At 67.1% G+C, this 18,682-nt stretch carries 15 protein-coding genes; 7 read left to right on the top strand and 8 right to left on the bottom strand.

The genetic code is table 11. The features are described 5' to 3' along the window. The first annotated feature begins 13 nt into the window (after positions 1-13). The gene (locus tag PI990_RS31070) at positions 14-238 is read left to right on the top strand and encodes a PA3496 family putative envelope integrity protein (protein ID WP_081672315.1); all 225 of its coding nucleotides are present in this window, start codon (positions 14-16) and stop codon (positions 236-238) included. Here PI990_RS31070 and PI990_RS31065 read toward each other — a convergent pair. Beyond that, entirely contained in the window at positions 180-1,127 is a 948-nt protein-coding gene (locus tag PI990_RS31065) for a LysR family transcriptional regulator (RefSeq protein WP_031288296.1), read from the bottom strand. The genes PI990_RS31070 and PI990_RS31065 overlap by 59 nt on opposite strands. Before the next feature lie 201 nt (positions 1,128-1,328). Between PI990_RS31065 and PI990_RS31060 the strand changes: the two genes are divergently transcribed. The 3 genes from PI990_RS31060 to PI990_RS31050 all read left to right on the top strand — a co-directional run bounded on the left by PI990_RS31060 (position 1,329) and on the right by PI990_RS31050 (position 5,191). After that, a complete protein-coding gene (locus PI990_RS31060) occupies positions 1,329-2,744 on the top strand; it encodes an acetyl-CoA carboxylase biotin carboxylase subunit (protein ID WP_021220968.1) in 1,416 nt (471 codons plus the stop codon). 16 nt (positions 2,745-2,760) lie between these two features. Then, positions 2,761-4,581 (top strand): sodium-extruding oxaloacetate decarboxylase subunit alpha, encoded by a 1,821-nt coding sequence (oadA, locus tag PI990_RS31055; protein WP_184492008.1) that lies wholly within the window; start codon positions 2,761-2,763, stop codon positions 4,579-4,581. 169 nt (positions 4,582-4,750) lie between these two features. Next, positions 4,751-5,191, top strand: coding sequence for a CBS domain-containing protein (locus PI990_RS31050; RefSeq protein ID WP_021220966.1), 441 nt, complete (start codon positions 4,751-4,753; stop codon positions 5,189-5,191). Positions 5,192-5,581: 390 nt separating this feature from the next. Here the strand turns inward: PI990_RS31050 and PI990_RS31045 are convergent, their stop codons facing one another. Both PI990_RS31045 and PI990_RS31040 read right to left on the bottom strand, forming a co-directional pair. Continuing rightward, positions 5,582-6,571, bottom strand: a complete 990-nt coding sequence (locus tag PI990_RS31045) for an asparaginase (RefSeq protein ID WP_271659450.1) — start codon at positions 6,569-6,571, stop codon at positions 5,582-5,584. A gap of 160 nt (positions 6,572-6,731) precedes the next feature. Continuing rightward, complete coding sequence (locus tag PI990_RS31040) at positions 6,732-8,177, bottom strand: alanine/glycine:cation symporter family protein (protein WP_184492005.1); 1,446 nt, start codon at positions 8,175-8,177, stop codon at positions 6,732-6,734. Between the two features lie 180 nt (positions 8,178-8,357). Between PI990_RS31040 and PI990_RS31035 the strand changes: the two genes are divergently transcribed. Further along, a complete protein-coding gene (locus tag PI990_RS31035; RefSeq protein ID WP_111259165.1) occupies positions 8,358-9,176 on the top strand; it encodes a helix-turn-helix domain-containing protein in 819 nt (272 codons plus the stop codon). Between the two features lie 58 nt (positions 9,177-9,234). Continuing rightward, positions 9,235-9,951 (top strand): hypothetical protein, encoded by a 717-nt coding sequence (locus tag PI990_RS31030; RefSeq protein WP_271659449.1) that lies wholly within the window; start codon positions 9,235-9,237, stop codon positions 9,949-9,951. A gap of 388 nt (positions 9,952-10,339) precedes the next feature. On the opposite strand, the gene PI990_RS31025 is transcribed toward PI990_RS31030, so the two are convergent. The 4 genes from PI990_RS31025 to PI990_RS31010 all read right to left on the bottom strand — a co-directional run bounded on the left by PI990_RS31025 (position 10,340) and on the right by PI990_RS31010 (position 15,309). Continuing rightward, on the bottom strand, positions 10,340-13,243 hold the full coding sequence (locus tag PI990_RS31025) for an autotransporter family protein (protein WP_271659448.1): 2,904 nt from the start codon (positions 13,241-13,243) through the stop codon (positions 10,340-10,342). A 271-nt stretch (positions 13,244-13,514) separates the two neighbouring features. Next, a complete protein-coding gene (locus PI990_RS31020) occupies positions 13,515-14,198 on the bottom strand; it encodes a GNAT family N-acetyltransferase (protein ID WP_271659447.1) in 684 nt (227 codons plus the stop codon). A gap of 13 nt (positions 14,199-14,211) precedes the next feature. Further along, positions 14,212-14,655, bottom strand: coding sequence for a GNAT family N-acetyltransferase (locus PI990_RS31015; RefSeq protein WP_271659446.1), 444 nt, complete (start codon positions 14,653-14,655; stop codon positions 14,212-14,214). 21 nt (positions 14,656-14,676) lie between these two features. Continuing rightward, positions 14,677-15,309 (bottom strand): FMN-binding negative transcriptional regulator, encoded by a 633-nt coding sequence (locus PI990_RS31010; protein WP_271659445.1) that lies wholly within the window; start codon positions 15,307-15,309, stop codon positions 14,677-14,679. Positions 15,310-15,398: 89 nt separating this feature from the next. Between PI990_RS31010 and pdxR the strand changes: the two genes are divergently transcribed. Beyond that, the gene (pdxR, locus tag PI990_RS31005) at positions 15,399-16,865 is read left to right on the top strand and encodes a MocR-like pyridoxine biosynthesis transcription factor PdxR (RefSeq protein ID WP_271659444.1); all 1,467 of its coding nucleotides are present in this window, start codon (positions 15,399-15,401) and stop codon (positions 16,863-16,865) included. Positions 16,866-17,171: 306 nt separating this feature from the next. On the opposite strand, the gene PI990_RS31000 is transcribed toward pdxR, so the two are convergent. Beyond that, positions 17,172-18,596 carry an aspartate ammonia-lyase gene (locus PI990_RS31000; protein WP_043243088.1) on the bottom strand — a complete coding sequence of 475 codons (1,425 nt, stop codon included), beginning with the start codon at positions 18,594-18,596 and terminating at the stop codon, positions 17,172-17,174. Positions 18,597-18,682: the final 86 nt, after the last annotated feature.

The following is an 18,682-nucleotide window of genomic DNA, read 5'->3' as shown; positions in this document are numbered from 1 at the left end:
TGGGAGACCTGACATGCCTCGACACCATGCACAGCGTTTTGACGAGCCGGCCATCGACAGCAAGACCCGGCGCAAACTCGAAGACCAGCGCCGGATGCAGTTCCGCCGGGCCATCGAGGACCGCGCCGAACAGCGCCGCTTGCTGGCGGAGCTGAACGACTATCCCGACCTGATCGCGATCAACTACCTGTTGTCGTCAACGGCAGAGCGCCGTCGAACCGCTGGGAAAGCGTGCTGATCTGGGCGCGTTCTTCGCGGATAAAGGCCATCAGCGCCTGGGCGACCGGTGACAGCCGCTTGCCCTTGGCGTGGACCACGCACCAGCTGCGGTAGAGCGGCAGCTCCTCCACCGGCAGCTCGCGCAATACGCCGGTGGCCAGCTCCAGGCTGACCGCATGGCGGGGCAGCAGCCCCAGGCCGAGGCCGGCCACCACGCATTCGCGCAGGGCATCCAGGGAGGCGACTTCCTGGGTCTGGGCGAAGTGCGCGCGCTTCTGCTGGAAATATTCCTCGCAGGCCTTGCGGGTGCCCGAGCCCGCCTCGCGGATCAGCAACGGGAAGGGCTCCAGGTCCTTCAGCGTCAGGCTGCGCGCGTGGCACAGCGGGTGATCCGGTGGCGCCACGGCGATGATCGGGTTGTTGAGGAAGGGTAGGAATTCCAGGGCCATGTCCTGGGGCACCAGGGACATGATCACCAGGTCGTCGCGGTTGTCCGCCAGGCGCTTGATCACCTGGGCGCGGTTGACCACCGCCAGGTGCAGGCTCACGTCCGGATGCTGCTGCTTGAAGGCGGCGAACAGGTGCGGCACGAAGTACTTGGCGCTGGATTCCACCGCCAGGTTGAGTTGGCCCTGCAGCGAGCCCTGCAGATCCGAAAGCTGCATGTCGAGGCTGGCCAGGCGCTGGAAGATGTCGCTGCTGGCCACGTACAGCGCCTCGGCGGCGTCGGTCTGGTAGAGCTTCTTGCCCACGTACTCGAACAGAGGCTGGCCCACCAGTTCTTCGAGCTGGCGGATCTGCAGACTGACGGCCGGTTGGGTCAATGCCATTTCCTCCGCCGCTCGGCTGTAGGAGCGGGTCTCGAACACGGCACGGAACACCTGGAGCTGGCGCAGCGTCATGCGCAGCAGGGTCTTGCGCATAGGGTAGGGCCTCGAAAACGTGGGGTCGCGGCGGCGACTATAAGGCTTTCCTAATGGATACCCCAATAATTATTGATTTGGGTTATCCCAGGGCTGGGCGTAGGTTAATCACGCACCGCTACAGCACCGGCGGTCACTCGCCGAACGGCTCGCCGTTCGCCTGCCCACTTGGTCGAGGGAACGCTCGTGATCAAGAAAATCCTCATCGCCAACCGGGGTGAGATCGCCGTCCGAATCGTGCGTGCCTGCGCCGAGATGGGCATCCGCTCGGTGGCCGTCTACTCCGACGCCGACCGCCACGCCCTGCACGTCAAGCGTGCCGACGAGGCCCACAGCATCGGCGAGGACCCGCTGGCCGGTTACCTCAACCCGCGCAAGCTGGTGAACCTGGCCGTGGAAACCGGTTGCGACGCCCTGCACCCCGGCTACGGCTTCCTCTCCGAGAACGCCGAGCTGGCGGATATCTGCGCCGAGCGCGGCATCCGCTTCATCGGCCCCTCGGCGGAAGTGATCCGCCGCATGGGCGACAAGACCGAAGCCCGCCGCAGCATGATCAAGGCCGGCGTACCGGTCACCCCGGGCACCGAAGGCAACGTGGCGGACCTCGAAGAGGCCCTGCGCGAGGGCGAGCGCATCGGCTACCCGGTGATGCTCAAGGCCACTTCCGGCGGTGGCGGCCGTGGCATCCGCCGCTGCAACTCGCGCGCCGAGCTGGAGCAGGCCTACCCGCGGGTCATCTCCGAGGCGACCAAGGCCTTCGGCTCGGCCGAGGTGTTCCTGGAGAAATGCATCGTCAACCCGAAGCACATCGAGGCCCAGGTCCTGGCCGACAGCTTCGGCAACACCGTGCACCTGTTCGAGCGCGACTGCTCGATCCAGCGCCGCAACCAGAAGCTCATCGAGATCGCCCCCAGCCCGCAGCTCACCCCCGAGCAGCGCGCCTACATCGGCGACCTCTCCGTGCGCGCCGCCAAGGCGGTGGGCTACGAGAACGCCGGCACCGTGGAGTTCCTGCTCGCCGAGGGCGAGGTGTACTTCATGGAGATGAACACCCGGGTGCAGGTGGAGCACACCATCACCGAGGAAATCACCGGCATCGACATCGTCCGCGAGCAGATCCGCATCGCCTCGGGCCTGCCGCTCTCGGTGAAGCAGGAGGACATCATCCACCGCGGCTTCGCCCTGCAGTTCCGCATCAATGCCGAGGACCCGAAGAACAACTTCCTGCCCTCGTTCGGCAAGATCACCCGCTACTACGCCCCCGGCGGCCCCGGCGTGCGTACCGACACGGCGATCTACACCGGTTACACCATCCCGCCCTTCTACGACTCCATGTGCCTGAAGCTGATCGTCTGGGCGCTGACCTGGGAAGAGGCGCTGGACCGCGGCCTGCGCGCGCTGGACGACATGCGCGTGCAAGGGGTCAAGACCACCGCGGCCTACTACCAGGAGATCCTCCGCGATCCCGAATTCCGCAGTGGCCAGTTCAACACCAGTTTCGTCGAAAGCCACCCGGAACTGACCCAGTATTCGATCAAGCGCAACCCGTCGCACCTGGCCATCGCCATCGCGACCGCCATTGCCGCCCACGCGGGCCTGTAAGGGAAGGATGCAGAACATGAGCAAGACCCTCGAAACCAAGAAGATCAGCGTCACCGACACCATCCTGCGTGACGCGCACCAGTCCCTGTTGGCCACCCGCATGCGCACCGAAGACATGCTTCCCATCTGCGACAAGCTGGACAAGGTCGGCTATTGGTCGCTGGAAGTCTGGGGCGGCGCCACCTTCGACGCCTGCGTGCGCTTCCTCAAGGAAGACCCGTGGGAGCGCCTGCGCAAGCTCAAGGCCGCGCTGCCCAACACTCGCCTGCAGATGCTCCTGCGCGGGCAGAACCTGCTGGGCTACCGCCACTACAGCGACGACGTGGTCAAGGCCTTCGTGGCCAAGGCGGCGGTCAACGGCATCGACGTGTTCCGCATCTTCGACGCCATGAACGACGTGCGTAACCTGCGCGTCTCCATCGAGGCGGTGAAGGCCGCCGGCAAGCATGCCCAGGGCACCATCGCCTACACCACCAGCCCGGTGCACACCATCGATGCCTTCGTGGCCCAGGGCAAGGCCATGGCCGCCATGGGCGTCGACTCCATCGCCATCAAGGACATGGCCGGCCTGCTGACCCCCTACGCCACCGGCGAGCTGGTCAAGGCGCTGAAGGATGCCCTGCCGCTGGACGTGGTGATCCACTCCCACGACACCGCCGGCGTCGCCAGCATGTGCCAGCTCAAGGCCATCGAGAACGGCGCCGACCGCATCGACACCGCCATCTCCAGCATGGCCTGGGGCACCAGCCACCCGGGCACCGAATCCATGGTCGCGGCCCTGCGCAACACGCCCTACGACACCGGCCTGGATCTGGAGCTGATCCAGGAGATCGGCATGTACTTCCACGCCGTGCGCAAGAAGTACCACCAGTTCGAAAGCGAGTTCACCGGCGTCGACACCCGCGTGCAGGTCAACCAGGTGCCGGGCGGGATGATTTCCAACCTCGCCAACCAGCTCAAGGAGCAGGGCGCCCTCAACCGCATGGGCGAGGTGCTGGAAGAGATCCCGCGTGTGCGCGCCGACCTCGGCTTCCCGCCCCTGGTCACCCCGACCTCGCAGATCGTCGGCACCCAGGCGTTTTTCAACGTCCTGGCCGGCGAGCGCTACAAGACCATCACCAACGAGGTGAAGCTCTACCTGCAAGGCCGCTACGGCAAGGCCCCGGGCCAGATCAACGAAGAGCTGCGCCGCCAGGCCATCGGCAACGAAGACGTCATCGACGTGCGCCCGGCCGACCTGCTCAAGCCCGAACTGGACAAGCTGCGCAAGGAAATCGGCGCCCTGGCCAAGAGCGAGGAAGACGTCCTCACCTTCGCCATGTTCCCCGACATCGGGCGCAAGTTCCTCGAGGAGCGTGAAGCCGGCACCCTCAAGCCCGAGGAGCTGCTGCCCATCCCCAACGGCCAGGGTGCGGCCCCGGTCGGCGGCGAAGGCGTGCCCACCGAGTTCGTGGTCGACGTGCATGGCGAGAGCTACCGCGTGGACATCACCGGCGTCGGCGTGAAGACCGACGGCAAGCGCCACTTCTACCTGTCCATCGACGGCATGCCGGAAGAGGTGGTGTTCGAGCCGCTCAACGACTTCGTCGCCGGCAGCAGCAGCAAGCGCAAGCACGCCAGCGCACCGGGCGACGTCAGCACCACCATGCCGGGCAACATCGTCGACGTACTGGTCAAGGAAGGCGACAGCGTCAAGGCCGGCCAGGCCGTGCTGATCACCGAAGCCATGAAGATGGAAACCGAAGTGCAGGCGCCCATCGCCGGCACCGTCAAGGCCATCCACATCGCCAAGGGCGACCGGGTCAACCCGGGCGAGGTCCTGATCGAGATCGAGTGATCCCGAGCAAGCAGTCCCCTGGGGAGCCCACGGGCTCCCCTTTTTTTGCGCTTTTTCCAGGTCTCGGCCACAAAACTTTCAATGGCCGCCATGCAAATCACCGTTTGGCCGGGCACCGGCCGGCGACGGCATGCTGGGCGCCAATCACGATCACCGAAGGGGTTCACCGATGAAGACCGTTGCCCAGATGCTCCACGCCAAACCGCTCCAGCAGGTGCACACCGTCGGCGCCGAAGTGCCGATGCTCGATGCCCTGCGCCTGCTGGCCGAACACAATATCGGCGCCCTGCCGGTGGTCGAGGAGGGCCGCCTGGTGGGCATCGTCAGCGAGCGTGACTACGCCCGCCGGGGTGTACTGCAGGGGCGTTCGTCGGTGGGCACGTCGGTGCGCGAATTCATGACCGAAGCGGTGCTGACGGTGAATGGCCGGCAAAGCATCCGCGAGTGCATGGCGTTGATGACCGACCGCCACCTGCGCCACCTGCCGGTGGTGGAAGACGGCCGACTGGTCGGCTTGCTGTCCATCGGCGACCTGGTCAAGGAAGCCATCGCCGAACAGGACGCGCTGATCCAGCACCTGGAACAGTACATCCGGGGTGAGGTGACCTGAGTCGTGTCGCCGGAACGTTAATGGTCACGCTCCGTCTTCACGGTGACGTGGCACGTCCTGCATTTCGGGTGCCTTGGACCCCAGGGCGGCGAGGTGTTTCCCTGCCTGGACGCGTACGAAGGTCCTGAAGACTTCGTGGAAGATATCGGCCTCTCCATATCCGGATCGGCCATTTCCAATGCCTGCTGGTAGAGCGTGTCGTCGAGGGTGACGGTGATCCGCATGTCTCGGTCTCCCATCCGTGTGTAGGGTGGATGACGCCTTTTTCATCCATCGGCGGTGTCGCCTGGAGCTCCGCAATGGTGGACCGGTGAAGCGGGGTCCACCCTACGCACGCCGGTTAGGTCGTGCGGGGGGTGGTTGGGGCCGCGGCGCGTCCCTGGCGGTTCGTCAGGCTACCCGTTCGCCGCACAGGTCCAGGGCGAACCAGCGTTCGACATCGGCGGGGGCGAGACCGGCGCCGATCAGGGCGAAGAGCTTGGCCAGGGCGGCTTCGCGGGTCATGCCGCCGGCCGAAACCAGGCCGCTGGCCGCCAGTTGGCTGCCGGCGGCGTAGACGCCGAATTCCACATGCCCGGCCGGGCATTGGCTGATGGCGGCCAGCACCACGCCGCGCTGGTGCGCGGCCTTGAGCACAGCCAGCAGCTCGGCGTTGTCGGACGGGCCGGTGCCGCTGCCGTAGCACTCCAGCAACAGACCTTGCACGCCGGAGTCCAGCAGCGCCTGCACATGGTTCGCCTGCAGGCCGGGGAACAGCGGCAGCACCGCCAGGTTCACCGGTGCGCGGCGGGTGTTGAAGCCGAGCAGGGCGGGCAGCACGTCGGCACGTTCGCCGCTGCGCTGGCGTGGCAGCACGGTGAAGGCGTCGAAGGCGTCGCTGCGCAGCTTGCTCACCCGCGCGCCATGCATCAGCTCGCCGTTGAAATACAGGTGCACGCCCGGCTCCACGCCGGTTTGCAGGGCCGCGAGTGCGCCACACAGGTTGGGCCAGGCATCGCTGCCTTCGGCGCCCGCCGGGAGCATGGCGCCGGTGAGCACCACCGGCACGCCGAGGCCCAGCAGCAGGAAGCTCAGGGCGGCGGCGCTGTAGGCCAGGGTGTCGGTGCCGTGCAGCAGCAGCACGGCGTCGTGGCCGCCTTCGACCACTGCGTCGACTATGCGGTCGCGCATCGCCAGCCACTGGGCCTGGGTCATGTTGGCGCTGTCCAGCAGCGGCAGCATTTCGTGGAAGGCGAATTGCGGCGCCGGCGCACCGCTGCTGGCCAGGTGCTCGCGCATGCGCGCCTCGAAGCCACCGGCCGGGGCCAGGCCTTGGGCCGTCTGCAGCATGCCGATGGTGCCGCCGGTATAGAGGACGAAGAGGTTGTTGACTGCGCTCATGCCTTGCCCTGCTCACTCGGGAATAAAACGGTGGGCCAGCATAACGCTGAATCAGGCTGCCATCGCGAGCCGATCCCACCAGAAAAACCTTTGCCTGATACGACGATGCCGCTTCCCCGCAGGGCGGAGAAGCGGCATCCGGTGCCGCGCGAAAGAGCGCTTAGCGGTGGCTTTCCGCCAGGCCGGCGGGGGCCTGCTGCGGCGCACTCTCGGACGCCTTGGCGACCGGCCAGGCGGCATGGTCCAGGTCCAGGTCGGCGAACTTGCTGGCGTCGAACACCGGGGTGTCGATGCCGGCCTTGACCTGGGCGTCGTAGTCACGCATCAGGCGCATGCCGACCTTGAACAGCAGGGTGATGGCCACCAGGTTGACCACGGCCAGCAGGCCCATGGTGACGTCGGCGAAACCGAACACGGTGGACAGGTCCTGCATGGAGCCCCACAGCACCAGCGCCATGACCAGTGCGCGGTAGACGATCAGCAAGGCGCGCTTGGAGCTGAAGAAGCTCAGGGCGTTCTCACCCAGGTAGTAGTTGTAGACCAGGGTGGTGAAGACGAAGAGCAGCAGCGCCATGCTCACGAAGATGCGGCCCCACTCGCCCACCTCGGCCGCCAGGGCCGCCTGTGTGAGGACCACGCCGGCCATTTCGCTGCCCGGCTGGTAGACGCCGGAGAGCAGGATGATCAGCGCGGTGCTGGTGCAGATCAGCAGGGTGTCGATGAACACGCTGAGGGACTGCACGATGCCCTGGGCAGCGGGGTGCTTGACCTCGGCGACGGCAGCCACGTTGGGCGCGCTGCCCAGGCCGGCTTCGTTGGAGAACAGGCCGCGCTTGACGCCCATGATGATGGCCGCACCGACGCCACCGGCGAAGGCCGGCTCAAGGCCGAAGGCGCTCTTGACGATCAGGGCCAGGGTGGCGGGAACCTCGGACAGGTTCATGCCGATGATCACCAGGGCCATGAGGATGTAGCCGCCGGCCATCACCGGAACCATCACGTCGGCCATGCTGGCGATGCGCTTGATGCCGCCGAAGACGATCATCCCGATCACGCCGACCAGGGCGATGCCGCTGATCCAGGTGGGCAGGCCGAAGGTGTCGTGCAGCGAAGTGGCCACGGTGAAGGACTGCACGGCGTTGAAGCCGAAGCCGAAGGTCACCAGCAGCAGGAACGAGAAGATCACCGCCAGCCAGCGCTGGCCGAGGCCGTGCAGGATGTAGAAGGCCGGGCCGCCACGGTAGGTGCCGTCCGCTTCGCGGCGCTTGTACAGCTGCGCGAGGGAGCACTCGAAGTAGCTGGTTGCCATGCCCAGCAGGGCCACCACCCACATCCAGAACACCGCGCCGGGGCCGCCGAGCATGATGGCCACGGCTACGCCGGCGATGTTGCCGGCGCCGACACGGCCGGCTACGGAAAGCATCAGGGCCTGGAACGAACTGAGCTGGCCTTCCTTGCGCTGCAGCGCCTGGCCGAAGATGCGGAACATGTCGCCGAAGTAGCGCAGCTGGACGAAGCGGGAGGCAAGGGTGAAGAAGAGTCCGAGGCCCACGAGGACCACGATCAGCAGTTTGCCCCAGAGGAAGTCATTGAGCAGATCGAGCATGGCGTTTCACCTGATCCAGTTTGTTGTTGTTCGGAGCGGCAGTGGATACGAACGTCACTGCGCCTGGAGGGTGGGCATGTTTGAGGAAGCAGCCCGCCCGGGGCAATTTCGCAGCTTGTAACCACTTGTTGCGAGTTGACGCTATAATCGCGCCGCTCGCGTCAACTGGAGGGCCGGGACTTGTCGAACAATCTAGGTGCCAACCTGAAGTTGCTGTGCAGCCACTACCGCTCTATCTCCGAGGTTTGCCGCAAGCTTTCGATCAATCGGGCGCAGTTCAACAAGTACCTCAACGGCCAGAGCGTACCCACGGCTTACAACCTCAAGCGTATAGGCGATTTCTTCGGCGTCGAGGACTACGAACTCGGTATGCCGCCCGAGCCGTTCGCTCGCCTGATCGGCGCTCGCCGTCCCCACGACAGCAGTGTGCCCAGCGACGACCCGTTGTTGCAGCTGCTGCGCCCGCTGCGCGAGGAGTCCGGCAACCTGTCGCGCTACTGCGGCTACTACTTCGAATACTCCAACTGCATGTCGGTGCCCGGCACCATCCTGCTGTCCCTGGTGCACCTGTGGGAGGAGCGCGGCACCTTCCTCTTCGAGCGCCAGGAACGCCAGGAGCGCTCCAGCAGCACCGACGTGCAGGCCGAGGACTGGGTGCGCTGCCGCTACCTGGGCGCCGCCTTCCAGTTGCAGGACCGGGTGTTCCTGATGGACTACGAGTCGCTCACCGTCAACGAGATGAGCCAGACCATCCTCATCCCCAGCTTCAAAAGCCGCATCACTCGCCTCAACGGTTTGAAAACCGGCGTCTCCAGCGGCGACCGCCGCAACCCCGCCTGCACCCGCGTGGTGTGGGAGTACCTGGGCCCGGAGATCAACCGCGTCAGCGCCTACCGCCAGGTGATGCTCTACCGCCCCGACGACCCGCGCATCGACGCCGACATCCGCCAGCGCCTGGATGTCGCGCCGTTGAAGAACGGGCTGTTCGAGATCGAGTGAGCGGCCCGGCCGCGATCTCGACCACGGACTGCAATCTTCTGATCAAGGAATGAACGCCATGCTTCCTGTTCCACCGGCCCGCACTCGACGCGCGCTGCCGACCTCCCTGCTCATGGGCCTGCTGGGCCTTTCCCTGGCCGGCTGCAGCGGCCTCAACAACCTCAGCAGCCAGGGCTACCTCTACACCCGCGACAGCCAGCCCCTGCAACTGAGCGACGAGGTGCAACTGCGCCAGGGCCATATGGGGCTGGAGTTCAACCCGAAGCCCATGTGGTCCGCCGACATGCGCCTGCACAACGAGCGCAGCGACTTCAGCGTCAGCGTGCCGTCGGAAGCCTATTCCGGCCGCTCCTTCTTCCTCGCCAGCCGGGAGAGCGGGCTGCGCTACGACATCCGCGCCTACTGGCGCGAGTCCAAGGAAGACCGGGCGGAGCGCGACAGCAGCGAGAGCTGCACGGCGCCGGGGTTCTGCAGCAAGTCGGTGCGCCGGCTCAAATGCGCCGGCAAGACCTACCGCAGCGGCACCGACCGCTATGAAAAGCACCTGGACGATGAAAACTGCCAGGAAGTGCTGGTGACCGAGAGCGGCAACTTCCCCGACTGCCCCGGCACTCGCCCGGTGCGCAACCGCTACCAGACCTACAAGCTGATGGTCAGCCTCGCCTTCACCAACCCCGCCAGCCACCAACCCCCGATCGCCGAGTTCGACGGCGAAAGCCAGCGCAAGGAACGCCTGCTGGAAACCGTGGCCCTGGGGGCCTGCCGCGCCTATTGAAGGAAGCGCTTCGCGGGTTGTAGGGGCTCGAGTCGCATTCCTAGGCACGCCGCACCCGGCGACCGTAGGGTGGACCCCGCTTCACCGGTCCACCGTCGCGGTACTTCAGGATGCCTCCCTGCTCGGCCAGTGCGCAGTGCCCCCCTGTGGGAGCGGCTTCAGCCGCGAAGAATCTGCCACCCGAACAGCGTGGCAGGTGGCGATTGACTCCATCGCGAATGAATTCGCTCCCACGGGGTTAGCAGTGGTGCGGGGATGGGCTCCGCTCGGTGGATAAAAGAGCGTTATCCACCCTACCCAGCGGGATGCTCCACAGTGCGGGCGACGCTTGGCGCCACCCGCGGGAGCGGCTTCAGCCGCGAAGGGTCGCGTAGCGGCCCCTTTGCGTTTAGAACCCCATCTGCCACTGGGCGACGATGGCGTGGTTCTGCGCGTTGCCGCCCAGCTCGCCGCTGTAGCCGAGGCCGACGCTCTGGGTGCTGCTCAGGCCGATGTCGAAGCCGGCATCCAGCAGCATGCTGTTGCGGTCCAGGGCGCTGCCTTCGACGCTGAAGGCGCTGCCGCCGCTGAGGAAGGACTGGCGGGTGCTGCTGTCGACGTTGCCGTAGACGTGGCGCCAGGCCACCGAGAGGCGTGGGGTGAAGGCCATGCCGTTGTCCAGGGTGTCGAGGCGGGCGATGCGCACGCCGAAGGTGCTGGTGAGGTTGCCCTGGTCCTGGTCGTCCACGTGCAGGGCGGCGGCGCCGCCTTTCTCGTCGTAGCTGTCGCGGGCGTAGTACTGGTAGCCGATGCCGGCGAAGGGTTCGGCCTGGATGTTGCCGCTGCCCATGGCGTAACCCACCTCGGTGAAGGCCTGGAAGCTTTCGGCGTCATAGCGGCCGCGCAGGTGGTCGGTGAAGCCGCCGAAGGCCACATCGCGCTTGCTGTCGCCGTCGTGGCGGCTGTAGGCAGCACCCAGGCGCAGGGCCACCGGGCCGTCCTGGCGCAGGCCGTAGACGCCCAGGTGCAGGCTGTCGACATCGCCTTCGAAGCCGCTGCCGGCCTCCAGATCGGTGCGCGAATAACCGCCGAGCACGCCCAGGCGCCAGTCGCTGCCCATGGCCCAGTCGGCGCCGACCACGGCGCCACGGGTATCGCTGTCCAGGTCGTGGCCGCCCTGGCTGCCGTCGAGGTTGCCGTGGCTGCCCAGGGCCTGGACCCAGAGGCGGCCGCGGGCGGACGGGTCGTTGAGGTTGCGGGCATCCGCCGGCACGCCGGTGGCGGCCAGCAGCGGGCCGTCTTCGACGTTCAGCGAACTCCGCAGGTTGCCGCCGAGGCCGCCGCTGAAGGACTGCAGGGCGCCGAGCATGGCGCCGCTGACCTGGCTGGTGCTGCCCAGGGTGCTGCCGACGAGGCTGGCGTTGTTCGGTGCAGCCAGCTGGTTGAGCGCGTCGCGGGCTTCGCTGGTGCTGCGGGTGACCAGGGCGTTGTACAGCTGCGGGCTGCCCTGGGCGCTGATGCTGTTGGCGACATTGGCGCCGTTGCCGTTGGTGGCCACGTCGGCGAAGGCAACGTCGTTGCGGGTCAGGTCCAGCTCCACGCTGTCGGCTTCGTAGCGCAGGGTCGGGGTGAGGAAGGCGAAGTTGCTGGTGACGCTGGCGAAGCGGCCGCTGACGCCGTCGGCGGCCTGGATCACCTGGTAGTGGCTGGTGTTCGGGTAGGTGCCGGCGCTGGCGCGCACGTCCAGGCGGGCGCCATCGAGGGCGACGTGCCCGTCGGCCAGCAGCGGGCTGTGGCTGCCATCGGCGGCTACGGCGAAGGCCAGGGTGGAGCCGGCGGCCAGGTTGAGGTTATCCACATGGCCGCCGCCGGCGTAGGTGGCGCCCGAAGCGACACCCAGGGTGCCGCCGATGCGGCCAAGGTTGATCAATTCGGCGCCGGCCAGCACTTCGCCGCCTTCGCTGAAGTCTTGCGTATCCAGGGTCCAGCGGCCGGCGCTGACCTTCAGCCATTCGACGTTGGCGCTGTTGCCGAAGCTGCCACCGTCGACGTCGTCCAGGGTCAGCACGTCGCGGCCGGCGCCGCCGTCCACCAGGCCGACGAACTGGCTGCCGCTGCGCAGGGTCAGGCTGTCGGCGCCGCCGCCCAGGTCCAGGGCCACGCCGCCGGTGCTGCTGATCAGGCCACCGTTGATCACGGTGTCGTTCTTGTCGCCGATGATGCGCACCGCATCGCCGCCCAGGCCGAGGATCTGCCCGAAGTTCTCCAGGTAGGTTGCATAGGGCGCGCCGCCGGTGGCGCTGTCGTCGATGAGGATGGCGTTGGCCGCGCCGCTGATGCTGGCGCCGGCGCGGTTATAAATGGTGCCGCCGCCCATGGCGATGCCTTCGCTGGTGTTGGCCGAGCCGTCCTTGAAACCGCCGGCACCGGTGCCTTCGATGATGCCGTGGTTGTCGATCCAGCCCTCGCCGTCGATGTCCACGCCATCGCCGTCACCGTCCGGCACCAGGCCGTTGTAGGCGCCGGTGATGCGCCCGTAGTTGGTGACGCGGCCGTTGCCGTCGGAGCCGAAGCCCGAGCCGTTGCGGCCGATGACCACGCCGCCCGCGTAGTTGATCAGCTCGGCGCCGACATCGGTGGTGATGCCGTGGCGGCCGCCGGAGAGGGTGCCGTGGTTCTCCACCTTGCCGCCGGTGGAGGCGTCGAAGTCGATGCCGTCGAACTTGGCGTCGGCGTTGGTCATGTCGCCGCTGCTGATCTCGCCATAGTTGGTGATGGTGGCGTTGTTGCCGACGCGCATGGCGTCTTCGCGCACACCGCGAATCAGGCCGGTGGCGCGGTTGGTTATGTCGATCTGCACATTGGTCTTGAGGTCCTTGAGCATGATCGCGCGGTCGGTCTGGGAAATGAGGGTGCCGGCGTTGTCGATGGTCACGTGGGTGCCGGCCAGGTCGCCGCTGATGCGGATGCCCTGCTTGGAGGCGTCGATGGTGGCGCCTTCGCGGTTGATGATCTGGTAGGTGCGCGAGGCGTTGCTGCCCGAGCTGTCGAGGCCGCGATCGCCGGTGGACTTGATCAGGCCGCTGTTGTCGACGATCACCCCGGCGCCGCTGGTGGCGTTCTTCAGCTCCACGCTCTTGCCGCTGGTGGTGATGCTGCCGGAGCTGCCTACCTGCAGGGTGGTTTCCCCGGTGAGCACCTGGCCGGTGGTGGTGGCGGTGTTCACGGTGACGGTGGCGGCACCGGCGAAGGTGGAGAAGCCGGTCAGGGCGAGGGCGACGCAGCGGGCGAGCGGGGACAGCGTGCGGTTCATGGCGGCAACCTTTGTAATGATCTTGTTGGCTGGCCGCTGTTTATAAGGAAGAAGTCTTACGGTTTCGTAACAGAAGGGTTACCGGAATAAGGGAGCTTTTTCTTGATGGGCTCCCGTTTACAGGGGGCTGGGGCGGTGTCCCCGGGCGAAGCGAAACCCTTATGCATCAGTCCGTAGGATGGGTAGAGCGAAGCGAAACCCATGCGGTCATGGGGCGCTCCGCAATGATGGGTTTCGTACCTCTACCCATCCTACGAGGCGTGGGCCGCCTTCAGGCTTTCCTGAAGTCTTCCAGGCGGCGCTTCTGCTGGCCTTGGCCATCGAAGTTATCCACAGCCAGCCAACCCTCGAAGGCGTCGCGTACCGCCGGCCATTCGCTGTCGATGATGGAGAACCAGGCGGTGTCGCGGTTACGGCCCTTGACCACCATGTGCTGGCGGAACAGCCCTTCATAGGTGAAGCCCAGGCGCTCGGCGGCGCGCATGGAGCGGGCGTTGAGGGCGTTGCACTTCCATTCCAGGCGGCGGTAGCCGAGCTCGCTCATGGCCAGGCGCGCCAGCAGGTAGACCGCCTCGGTGGAGGCGGGCGAGCGCTGCATGGGGGCGCCGAAGGCGATGTGGCCGATCTCGATGCAGCCGTCGTTGGGTGCGATGCGCAGGTAGCTGAGCAGGCCCACGGCGCGGCCGCTGGCGCGGTCGATCACGGTGAAGAACTGCGGGTCGATGCTGGCCTGGTTGCCCTTCAGCCAGGCATCGAAGGCCGCACGCTCGGCGAAGGGGCCATAGCCAAGGTAGTCCCACAGGCGAGGGTCGCCGTCCGGGCTTTGCAGCGCAGGCCAGAGGTCGTCGCCATGGCGGCTGGCGTCCACCGGTTCCAGGCGCACGAAGCGGCCGTCGAGGGGCGCACGGGCCGGGGCGGGTACGGGTTGCCAGTCGAGTTGTGCTTCGTGGTTCATGGAAGATTCCTGGTCAGAGCAGCTTGCGGTACTGGAGGAAGCCGGAGCGATCGGCGATGCGGTCATACAGGTGCATGGCGTCGGTGTTGGTTTCGTGGGTCAGCCAGTGCACCCGCGAGGCGCCGGCGGCCCGGGCCTGGGCGTAGACGTGCTCGATCAGCGCGCGGCCGACGCCGGCACCGCGCAGGCCGTCCTGCACATAGAGGTCCTGCAGGTAGCAGTAATCGCCCACCGTCCAGCAGGAGCGGTGATTGATGAAGTGCACCAGGCCCACGGCGCGGTCGCCCTGCCAGGCGAGGGCGGCGTGCATGGGTTCGGCGCCATCGAGGAAGCGCTGCCAGGTCTGCTCGGTGGTCTCGGCGGCGATCTCGGTCTTGTAGAAACGCTGGTAGCCCTGCCACAGCGGCAGCCAGACGGCGTGGTCGGCGGCGCTGACCGGGCGGATTTCGAGGGGCATGCTGCTTCCTTTCAGGGTGGTTCAGAGAGTGGGGGCCATGCGCTGGGCCAGTTCGCGGTCGCGCCCGTCGGCGCTGCCGGCCAGGCCTTCGCGTACGCCGGCCTGGTCGGCCTGGCTGCGGTTCTGGCCGAGCTTCCATTTGCCTTCGATACGGCGGATGGGCAGGGCGAAGCCGACGATGGCGCGGAGCATGGCGTCGATGTAGTCGCGCGGCGCATCGCTCAGCGCCCAGGGCTGCGGGCGCCCGGCTTCGTGCTGGTCGCTGAGGCGGCCGACTAGCTGCAGCAGGCGCTCGGCGTCGTCGAACACCTCGGCCTGGCCGTAGGCGTGCACGGCGATGTAGTTCCAGGTCGGCACCACCTTGCCGTGCTCGGCCTTGGCGGCGTACCAGGCGGGGCTGACGTAGGCGTCCGGGCCGTTGAACACCACCAGCGCCTCGGCGCCGTCGGCCAACGCGCGCCACTGCGGGTTGGCCTTGGCGAAGTGACCATAGAGGGTGCCGTACTCGCCTTCGCCGGTTTCCAGCAGCAGCGGCAGGTGGCTGGCCACCAGGCCGTCGGCGCCCTGGCAGACCAGCGTGGCCAGGCGGCTCTGGCGCATCTGCAGGTGCAGTTCGGCGAGGTCTTCCTGGCGGAAGGAGGCGGGCAGGTACATGGCGAATCTCCTGGCGTGATGGAAACATCCTAGGCAGGATATTGGTCCGTTGTAAGAGCCATTTCCTGCGACTTCCATAGGGCCAATCCATGCCGATTGCCGTGCCGCTCCCCGTCGATCTTTCCGGCATCCGCCTCGATGCGCGCCAGGGTCTGGCCCGCCAGCTCTACGAGGGGCTGCGCGAACGCATTCTCGATGGCCGCCTGCAAAGCGGCACGCGGCTACCGGCGAGCCGGGACCTGGCGGCCTTGCTGGGCATCTCGCGCAATACCGTGACCCGCGCCTTCGACCAGCTCTACGCCGAGGGTTACGTGGAGGGCCGCATCGGCGATGGCACCTATGTGGCGGAGTTATCCACAGCCTCGAGGCCGGCGCCCGCCGTGCAGGCCAAGGCCGCGACGAGCGAGGCGTTGCAGCGCCTGCAAACCTATCACCTGAGCCGGCCGCTGATCGGGCCACCCCGTGCCTTCCGCGTGGGCGTGCCGGCCTTCGACCTGTTCCCCTTCGAGACCTGGGCGCGGCTCTCGGCGCGCTTCTGGCGCAAGCCTTCGCCCGCGCGCCTGGGCTATGGCGACCCGGCCGGCGACTGGCAGCTGCGCGAGCTGATCGCCGCCTATCTGCGCAACGGCCGGGGGCTGCACTGCGACCCGGCGCAGGTGATCGTCACCTGTGGCGCCCAGCAGGCCATCAGCCTCTGCGCGCAACTGCTGGTGGAGCCGGGGGACCGGGTGGCCATCGAGAACCCCGGCTACCGCGCCGCCGGCCATGCCTTCTCCGTGGCCGGTGCGCAGCTCGCCGGCATCCCGGTGGACGCGGATGGGCTGGATACCGCCGCCCTGGAGCGAGCCGGGGATTGCCGCCTCACCTATGTCACGCCGTCCCACCAGTACCCCACCGGGGTGACCCTGAGTCTGGCGCGGCGCCTGGAGCTGCTGGACTGGGCCGAGCGCCACGACGGCTGGATAGTCGAGGACGACTACGACGGCGAGTACCGCTACAGCGGCACGCCCCTGGCCCCCCTGGCAGCGCTGGACCGGCAGGGTCGGGTGCTCTACGTCGGCACCTTCTGCAAGATCGCCTTCCCGGCGCTGCGCCTGGGCTACCTGGTGCTGCCGCCGGCCCTGGTGGAGCCCTTCGCCCGGCGCCGTGCCCTGGACATGCGCCATTCGGAGATCGGCACCCAGGCGGTGATGGCCGAGTTCATCGCCGCCGGGCACTTCCAGCGGCACATCCGCCGCATGCGCGCCGCCGCCCGCAGCCGACGCGACGCGCTGCTGGCCGGCTGGCCTGTGGATATCCCCGGCTGCGCGCCGATGCCGGCGGTGGAGGCCGGGCTGCACCTGTGCGTGCGGGTCGACAGCCTCGCCCGCGAGCGCGAGCTGATCGCGGCGGCCGAAGGAGCCGGCGTGGAGTTGAACAACCTGAGCAGCTACTGGTTGCCAGGGGAGGAACCGCCTGTGGATAACCGCGCCGGGCTGGTGCTGGGCTTCGCCGCCGTGCCAGAGGCGGAGATCGCCAAGGCCCTGGCGGCGTTGCGCAAGGCCTGGAGGCTGTAACCGGCAGGTGTTGGGAGGCACTTGTGGGAGCGGCTTCAGCCGCGAAAAGGCTTGCAGCCCGCTGGATAGCCCCAGGTGGCTGCGGCTCCATCGCGAATGAATTCGCTCCCACGGGGTGAGCAGAGGTGCTGGGATCGGCTCCGCTCGGTGGATAATAAGAGCGTTATCCACCCTACGTCCCGGGAGGCTCCGTGCCAGTAAAGGGCTTGTGGATAACCCCTTTTCCACAGGCGAAAAAAAAGGATGGCTGGCGCCATCCTTGAAGGATGAAGGGGCAGGGCCCCTCCTGGTGAGTCAGGTGTCGCGTCAGGCCTTCAGGGGCACCAGGCGCGGGGCGATCATGTTTTCCGGGCGGAGGATGTCGGCGAGCATGGACTCGTCCAGCAGCTTCTCCTCGCGCACCAGCTCCAGCACGCCGCGGCCGCTGATCAGCGCTTCCTTGGCGATGCGGGTGGAGTTCTCGTAGCCGATGTAGGGGTTCAGCGCGGTGATCAGACCGATGGAGTTCTCCATCAGTGCGCGGCAGTGGGCTTCGTTGGCGGTGATGCCGACGATGCAGTGCTCGCGCAGCATGTCCATGGCGCGTTGCAGCAGGCGGATCGAGTCGAAGATCTTGTAGGCGATCAGCGGCTCCATCACGTTCAGCTGCAGCTGGCCGCCCTCGGCCGCCAGGGTCAGGGCGAGGTCGTTGCCGATCACTTCGAAGGCGACCTGGTTGACCGCTTCCGGGATCACCGGGTTGACCTTGCCGGGCATGATCGAGCTGCCCGGCTGGCGAGCCGGCAGGTTGATCTCGTTGATGCCGGTACGCGGGCCGCTGGAGAGCAGGCGCAGGTCGTTGCAGATCTTCGACAGCTTGACCGCGGTGCGCTTGAGCATGCCGGAGAAGAGCACGAAGGCGCCCATGTCCGAGGTGGCTTCGATCAGGTCGGCGGCGGGCTTGAGCGGCTGGCCGCTGATGGTGGCGAGGCGCTCGACGGCCAGGTGCTGGTAGCCCGGGTCGGCGTTGATGCCGGTGCCGATGGCGGTGCCGCCGAGGTTCACTTCGGTGAGCAGTTCCGGCGCCAGGCTGCGCAGGCGGCCGAGGTCTTCGCCCAGGGTGGTGGCGAAGGCGTGGAATTCCTGGCCCAGGGTCATGGGCACGGCGTCCTGCAGCTGGGTACGGCCCATCTTGAGGATGTGCGAGAACTCCTCGCCCTTGGCGGCGACGGCCTGGATCAGGCTGTCGAGGCTGGCCAGCAGCGCGTCGTGGCCGAGCAGCAGGCCCAGGCGGATGGCGGTGGGGTAGGCGTCGTTGGTGGACTGCGCCATGTTCACGTCGTTGTTCGGGTGCAGGTAGGCATACTCGCCCTTGTTGCGGCCCATGGCCTCGAGGGCGATGTTGGCGATCACCTCGTTGGCGTTCATGTTGGTGGAGGTGCCGGCGCCGCCCTGGATCATGTCGACCACGAACTGGTCGTGGAAATCACCGCGGATCAGGCGGGCACAGGCCTCGCTGATGGCGGCGTGCTTTTCCGCGTTGAGGTGCCCCAGCTGCTTGTTGGCATCGGCGGCGGCCTGCTTGACCATCGCCAGGGCGATTACCAGCTTCGGGTAGTGCGACAGGGGCACGCCCGACAGGCGGAAGTTCTGCACGGCGCGCAGGGTCTGGATGCCGTAGTAGGCATCAGCGGGGACTTCGAGGGTGCCGAGCAGGTCTTTTTCTACACGAAAGGATGCAGCGGAGGACATGATGTAATACATCTCAGGGAAGACACGGCCAGTGCCGCGATGCCCAATAGACTAAGCTTGCAGCCATTCGTCGACCAATGCTGTTA

Origin of the sequence: Pseudomonas sp. TUM22785 (assembly GCF_028198105.1) — a bacterium.
In the GTDB taxonomy this organism is placed as follows: domain Bacteria; phylum Pseudomonadota; class Gammaproteobacteria; order Pseudomonadales; family Pseudomonadaceae; genus Metapseudomonas; species Metapseudomonas solani.
The sequence above is the reverse complement of the archived record's forward strand: the minus strand, read 5'-3'. Positions and strand labels throughout refer to the sequence as shown.